Origin of the sequence: Actinomycetospora atypica, assembly GCF_042653685.1 — a bacterium.
Taxonomy (GTDB): Bacteria; Actinomycetota; Actinomycetes; order Mycobacteriales; family Pseudonocardiaceae; genus Actinomycetospora; species Actinomycetospora atypica.
This window is the reverse complement of the sequence record NZ_JBHSIV010000073.1, coordinates 1-5,164: the sequence shown is the minus strand read 5'-3', so window position 1 is coordinate 5,164 and position 5,164 is coordinate 1. Positions and strand designations below refer to the sequence as shown.

The following is a 5,164-nucleotide window of genomic DNA, read 5'->3' as shown; positions in this document are numbered from 1 at the left end:
GTCCCGGCCGCGCCGCCTCGCCGTCCGTGCCGCCCCGGTCCACGGCGGCGTCGCGTCCCGCGGCGTCCGCCCCGCCGGTGCCGCCGACCGCACGCCCCTCGCAGCCGCACACGGCGACGCGCCTGATCGACATGGCGCCCCCCGAGCAGCCGCTCACCCCGCACGACCCGCGGACCGTCGGCGAGTACCAGCTCACCGGCCGGCTCGGGTCGGGCGGGATGGGCACCGTGTACCTCGGGCACCGCGCCGGCACCGCGGGCCAGGTCGCGATCAAGGTGCTCGCGCCGCACCTGCTCGACGACGTCGACGCCCGCACCCGCTTCCTGCGCGAGGGCCAGACCCTCCAGAAGGTCACCGGCGACTACACCGCGCGCGTGCTCGGCGTCGGGTTCGACGGCTCGATGCCCTACATCGTCATGGAGCGCCTCGACGGGCCGTCCCTGCACGCCTACGTGTGCGAGAGCGGCGCCGTGCGCGACCCCGAGACGCTGACCCGGATGGCCATCGCGCTCGCCCGGGCCCTCGCGGCCCTGCACAACGACGGCATCACCCACCGCGACCTCAAGCCGGGCAACATCCTGCTCACCTCGGTGGGCCCCAAGGTGGTCGACTTCGGCATCGCCCGCGTGGTGGGGCAGACCCACCACACGCCGGCCGGGAACATGGTCGGCACGCCGGGCTACATGGCCCCCGAGCAGGTCACCGGCAACGGCGCCGGGCCGGCCACCGACGTGTGGGCCTGGGCCTGCTGCGTGGTGTTCGCGGCGCGGGGCGACCACCTCTTCGACGGCGAGAACGTCGTCGACATCGCCCGCCGCATCCTCGACGGCCCGCCGTCGGACGCCTTCTCCGGCGTCGGCCGGCTCTCCCCGCGGCTGGTCCCCGTGCTGCGCCGCGCCACCGCCCAGGACGCCGCCGAGCGACCCCGCGACGGCGCCGCCCTCCTGCGTCTGCTCGACCGCTCCGGCGCGACCGCGACCGTCGGGAGCTTCGCCTGGGACAAGCTCGTCGGGGCCCGCTGAGGGCCGCTGCTACGGTTCGGCCGAGTCGAGCCGGAAGGGGAGTGTCCGTGGCCAGCTGGGACGACCTCGTGCTGTGGGTGCGGGTGCGCTACGAGGTGATGGCGCAGAACGCCGACAGCCTGACCTTCCGCCTGCCGACCACCGACGACCGCGATCAGCTGGTGTACGTCCACCACCGCGGCGAGGTCGACGGGCACGACTGGATCCAGATCGAGTCGCCGATCGCGAGGCTCGACGACATCGACACCCGTCGCCTGCTCGAGCTCGCCGAGGAGGCCGTGGTCGGCGGGGCCGTCGCGATCGACGGCACGGCCGTCTTCCGGCACAGCGCCCCGCTCGAGGACCTCACGTTCTCCGAGTTCGAGGCGCCCTTCCGCATGGTCACGGTCACCGCGGACCGCCTCGAGCACCAGCTCACCGGGACCGACCGCTTCTAGAGGTGCGCTTCGCGCCCGAGAGCACTAATCCGTGCCTGGGCACGGAATAGTGCTCACAAGCCATCGGCACCTCGAGGAGAGACCATGATCGTCATCAACATCGTCATGCAGATCCGGCCCGAGAAGACCGACGCCTGGCTGGAGCTGGCCGACTCCTACGCGCGGAACGTCAACGCCGAGGAGGGCTGCCTGTACTTCAAGTTCAGCCGCAGCCTCACCGACGAGAACGAGTACGTCTGCATCGAGGGCTTCCGCGACGCCGAGGCCGGGTCGACGCACACCTCGCAGCCGTACGTGAAGGAGTTCTTCGAGGCGATGCCCGACCTGGTGTCGGCGCAGCCGCAGATCCTCTACATCGACACCCCGCACGACGGCTTCGGGCCGATGGGGGAGATCCAGCCCCGCTAGACACGAGTCACCAGGGAGCGCGCGTGGACGTCGTCGAGTTCCGCCCCGAGCCGCACGAGTACGCCTGGACCTTCGGCGGCGCCGCCCCGGTCCGGGAGGTGGAGCCCGGCACCGTCCTGCGGCTCTGGTGCGACGACGCCTTCGCCGGGAAGATCCGGTCGGTCACCGACCTGGCGAGTGCCTCGCTCGACCCGCGCTTCCTCAACCCGCAGACCGGTCCCTTCTCGGTCCGCGGCGCGGAGCCCGGCGACACGCTGGTGCTGCACCTCGTCGACCTCACCCCCGCCCGCGACTGGGGGGCCTCGACGCTGGTGCCGTTCTTCGGCGGGCTCACCGGCACCGACCGCACCGCGCTGCTCCACGACGCCCTGCCCGAGCTGACGTGGATCTACGAGCTCGACCGGGCCCGGAACACCGTGACCTTCTCCGCCCGGCGCAGCGAGTTCTCGGTCGACCTGCCGGTGGCGCCGATGCTCGGCACGGTCGGGGTCGCCCCGGCCAACCGCGAGGTGCGCTCGTCGCTCACGCCCGACGCCTTCGGCGGCAACATGGACACCCCGGAGATGCGGGCCGGCGTCACCTGCTACCTGCCGGTCAACGAGCCCGGCGCGATCTTCTCCGTCGGCGACGGGCACTACCGGCAGGGCGAGGGCGAGTCCTGCGGCACGGCCGTCGAGGGCGCGATGGACGTGACGCTCATCGTCGAGCTGGTCAAGGGCACCGCCGCGCCGGGCTGGCCGCGGCTGGAGAGCGACGACGAACTGATCACCGTCGGCTCGTCGCGCCCCCTCGAGGACGCCTGGCGCATCGGGCAGAAGGAGATGATCTCCTGGCTGAGCGCGCTGCACGGGCTCGATCCCCTCGACGCCTACCAGCTCCTCACCCAGATCTCGCTGTCGCCGCTCGCGAACGTCGTCGACACGAACTACAGCGCCGTGACGAAGGTGTCGAAGGCGTTCCTGCCCCGGGTCGACCCCTACGACGGGATCCACCGCGACCTGCGGGCCCGGGCCACCGAGATCACCGGGAGTCGTTGATGGACCTGCAGCTCGTCGGCCGGAAGGCCCTCGTCACCGGGGGGACCCGGGGCATCGGTCGCGCCGTCGTGGAGACGCTGGCCGCCGAGGGCGCGACGGTCGCCTTCTGCGCGCGGGACGCCGGGGCCGTCGAGTCCGCCGTCGGCGAGCTCACGGGCGCGGGCCACGACGTGCGCGGCGCCGCGGTCGACGTGGCCGACGGCGAGGCGCTGCGCGCCTGGGTCCAGGGGTGCGCCGACGAGCTCGGCGGCATCGACGTCGTCGTCGCGAACGTCTCGGCGCTGGCCATCCCGGGGACCGAGGAGAACTGGGAGGCGTCCTTCCGCACCGACATGCTCGGCACGGTGCGCCTGGTCGAGGCGGCCCTGCCGTCCCTCGAGGCCTCCGACGCCGGGGCGATCGTCACGATCTCGAGCGTGTCGGGCCGCGAGATCGACTTCGCCGCGGGCCCGTACGGGACGTTCAAGGGCGCGATCGTGCACTACACGCAGGGGCTCGCCCACCAGCTCGCCGGCCGCGTCCGCGCCAACACGGTCTCGCCCGGCAACGTCTACTTCCCCGGCGGGGTGTGGGCGTCGATCGAGACCGACAACCCCGACCTCTACGCCCACGCCCTCGGGCTGAACCCGACGGGGCGGATGGCGCGCCCCGACGAGATCGCCCGGGCGGTGACGTTCCTCGCGAGCCCCGCGGCCTCGTTCATCACCGGGACGAACCTCGTCGTCGACGGCGCGCTGACGCGGGGCGTCCAGCTCTAGGGGCCCGCCGGCTCTAGGGGCCCGTCGGCCGGGGACCGGGCGCCACGGCCCGGTCGCCGGTGACGAGCCGGAGGCATCGCCCGACGACCGTCTGTGCGGCCGTCCCCAGCGCGGTCGCCGCCGCGACGACGGTGCGGGCCGTCCAGTCGACGGCGGCCTCGACCCCGTGCCACGCCGCCACGCCGGCCCGGACCCAGCCCGGCGTCGTGTCCTCGGCCCGGCGGGCCGGCACCCGCACGGGGGCCACGACGAGGTCGGTCGACGGCCGGACCGGGGGGCCGGCGGGGTGGTGGCCGACGCGCCCGTGCGGCAGCAGCGGGCCGTGGTGGGGATGCCGGGGCGCCGGGACGTCGACGGAGAACAGCGCGGGCCCCTCGCCGAAGCGGGCGATCGCGGCCGCCTCGCCCGCCAGGAGCCCCGGCCGGTCGGACGACGCCGGACCCGAGCCGACCCCGTCCTCCTCCGAACGGTCCTCCGGCTCGTCGGTCATCGCGTACCTCTCGGCGTTCGGGGCTGACGGATGGTGATCACGGGTACCGGCCCGGTCGCCGACCGGTCGGCGGGTCGCGAGCGGAGACAGTGTCGCCCATCAGGATGAACGGAGCACGCCGCTCGCCGCATGTTTCCATCCGGTCACGGAGCGCGGCTGATCACCCCTGTGGCCCCGCCGCCCGACGGCCGTTGGCATCTACGGCGCCGCCTCGCTGATGGCGGCCCACCGGAACGAGGTCGCCGGGGCACGACACCGGAGTGTGATCGGCTCGTGATCGAATCGAGACGATGACTCCGGAGCGGAGCCGACGGGACACGGACGCGGGAGGTGAGCGGTGGCGGGAGCGCATTCGCGGTCCTCAGGACGCGACCGGGCCGACGTGCCCGACACGGCCGACCCCGCGCGGGAGGCCGACGACCGCGACTACGGCGAGATCTTCCGCCCCCGCCCCGCCGACGACCCGGCTCCGCCCTCCCCGCCGATCGGCTTCCCGACGGCGATGTCCTCCGCCTCCTTCCGCGCCCCGGCCGGCCGGCACGCCGAGCCCGTCCACCCCGATCCCGTCCACCCCGATCCCGTCCACCCCGATCCGGTCCGGCCCGAGCCCGTCCTCGCCTCGCCCGCCCGGGCGGCGACCGGCCTGCTGGCCCCGTCGCGGCCCGCCGTCCCCGCCGGGTCGACCGCCCTGCGGGCCCCCGTCGCCGTCCCGCCCCCGCCCGCCCCGTCCGGGCCGCCCGCCCCGTCCGGTCCCGACCAGCGGCGCCCCGGTCCCCAGCGCCCCGCAGTGCAGCGTCCCGAGACCCAGCGCCCCGACACCCAGCGCCCGGGTCCCCGTCGGCCCGACGCGCCGCATCCCGTCGCCCCGCGCTCCCTGGCCGGCATCCCCGCGCCGAGCGCACCCGGATCGCTCCCCGGAGCCCCGCTGCCGCTCCCGTCCCGGCCGGGGGACGGCCGCGTGGCTCCGGCCGCCCGCCCCCAGGCCCCGGCGCGACCCGCCGACCCGCCGGCG

The 5,164-nt window shown here is 75.0% G+C and carries 6 protein-coding genes and 1 pseudogene; 6 read left to right on the top strand and 1 reads right to left on the bottom strand.

The genetic code is table 11. The features are described from left to right. The first annotated feature begins 131 nt into the window (after nt 1-131). From ACFPBZ_RS29270 to ACFPBZ_RS29250, 5 genes are all read left to right on the top strand, one after another. A complete protein-coding gene (locus ACFPBZ_RS29270; protein WP_378039633.1) occupies nt 132-1,022 on the top strand; it encodes a serine/threonine-protein kinase in 891 nt (296 codons plus the stop codon). Nucleotides 1,023-1,069: 47 nt separating this feature from the next. Beyond that, nucleotides 1,070-1,459, top strand: coding sequence for a type III secretion system chaperone family protein (locus tag ACFPBZ_RS29265; RefSeq protein WP_378039632.1), 390 nt, complete (start codon nt 1,070-1,072; stop codon nt 1,457-1,459). An 84-nt stretch (nt 1,460-1,543) separates the two neighbouring features. Then, entirely contained in the window at nt 1,544-1,867 is a 324-nt protein-coding gene (locus tag ACFPBZ_RS29260; protein ID WP_378039631.1) for a putative quinol monooxygenase, read from the top strand. Nucleotides 1,868-1,890: 23 nt separating this feature from the next. Continuing rightward, a complete protein-coding gene (locus ACFPBZ_RS29255; RefSeq protein WP_378039630.1) occupies nt 1,891-2,904 on the top strand; it encodes an acetamidase/formamidase family protein in 1,014 nt (337 codons plus the stop codon). Next, entirely contained in the window at nt 2,904-3,662 is a 759-nt protein-coding gene (locus ACFPBZ_RS29250) for an SDR family NAD(P)-dependent oxidoreductase (RefSeq protein WP_378039629.1), read from the top strand. Before ACFPBZ_RS29255 ends, ACFPBZ_RS29250 begins: the two co-directional genes overlap by 1 nt. 13 nt (nt 3,663-3,675) lie before the next feature. On the opposite strand, the gene ACFPBZ_RS29245 is transcribed toward ACFPBZ_RS29250, so the two are convergent. Continuing rightward, on the bottom strand, nt 3,676-4,152 hold the full coding sequence (locus ACFPBZ_RS29245; RefSeq protein ID WP_378039628.1) for a hypothetical protein: 477 nt from the start codon (nt 4,150-4,152) through the stop codon (nt 3,676-3,678). Nucleotides 4,153-4,534: 382 nt separating this feature from the next. Between ACFPBZ_RS29245 and ACFPBZ_RS29240 the strand changes: the two are divergent. Next, nucleotides 4,535-5,164 (top strand): annotated as a pseudogene (locus ACFPBZ_RS29240) (hypothetical protein); the annotation flags it as partial.

Bases quoted from the DNA above. Each gene is read 5' to 3' on its own strand.
- ACFPBZ_RS29270 (WP_378039633.1), top strand. From the start codon at position 132: ATGGCGCCCCCCGAGCAGCCGCTCACCCCGCACGACCCGCGGACCGTC.
- ACFPBZ_RS29260 (WP_378039631.1), top strand. From the start codon at position 1,544: ATGATCGTCATCAACATCGTCATGCAGATCCGGCCCGAGAAGACCGAC.
- ACFPBZ_RS29250 (WP_378039629.1), top strand. From the start codon at position 2,904: ATGGACCTGCAGCTCGTCGGCCGGAAGGCCCTCGTCACCGGGGGGACC.
- ACFPBZ_RS29245 (WP_378039628.1), bottom strand. From the start codon at position 4,152: ATGACCGACGAGCCGGAGGACCGTTCGGAGGAGGACGGGGTCGGCTCG.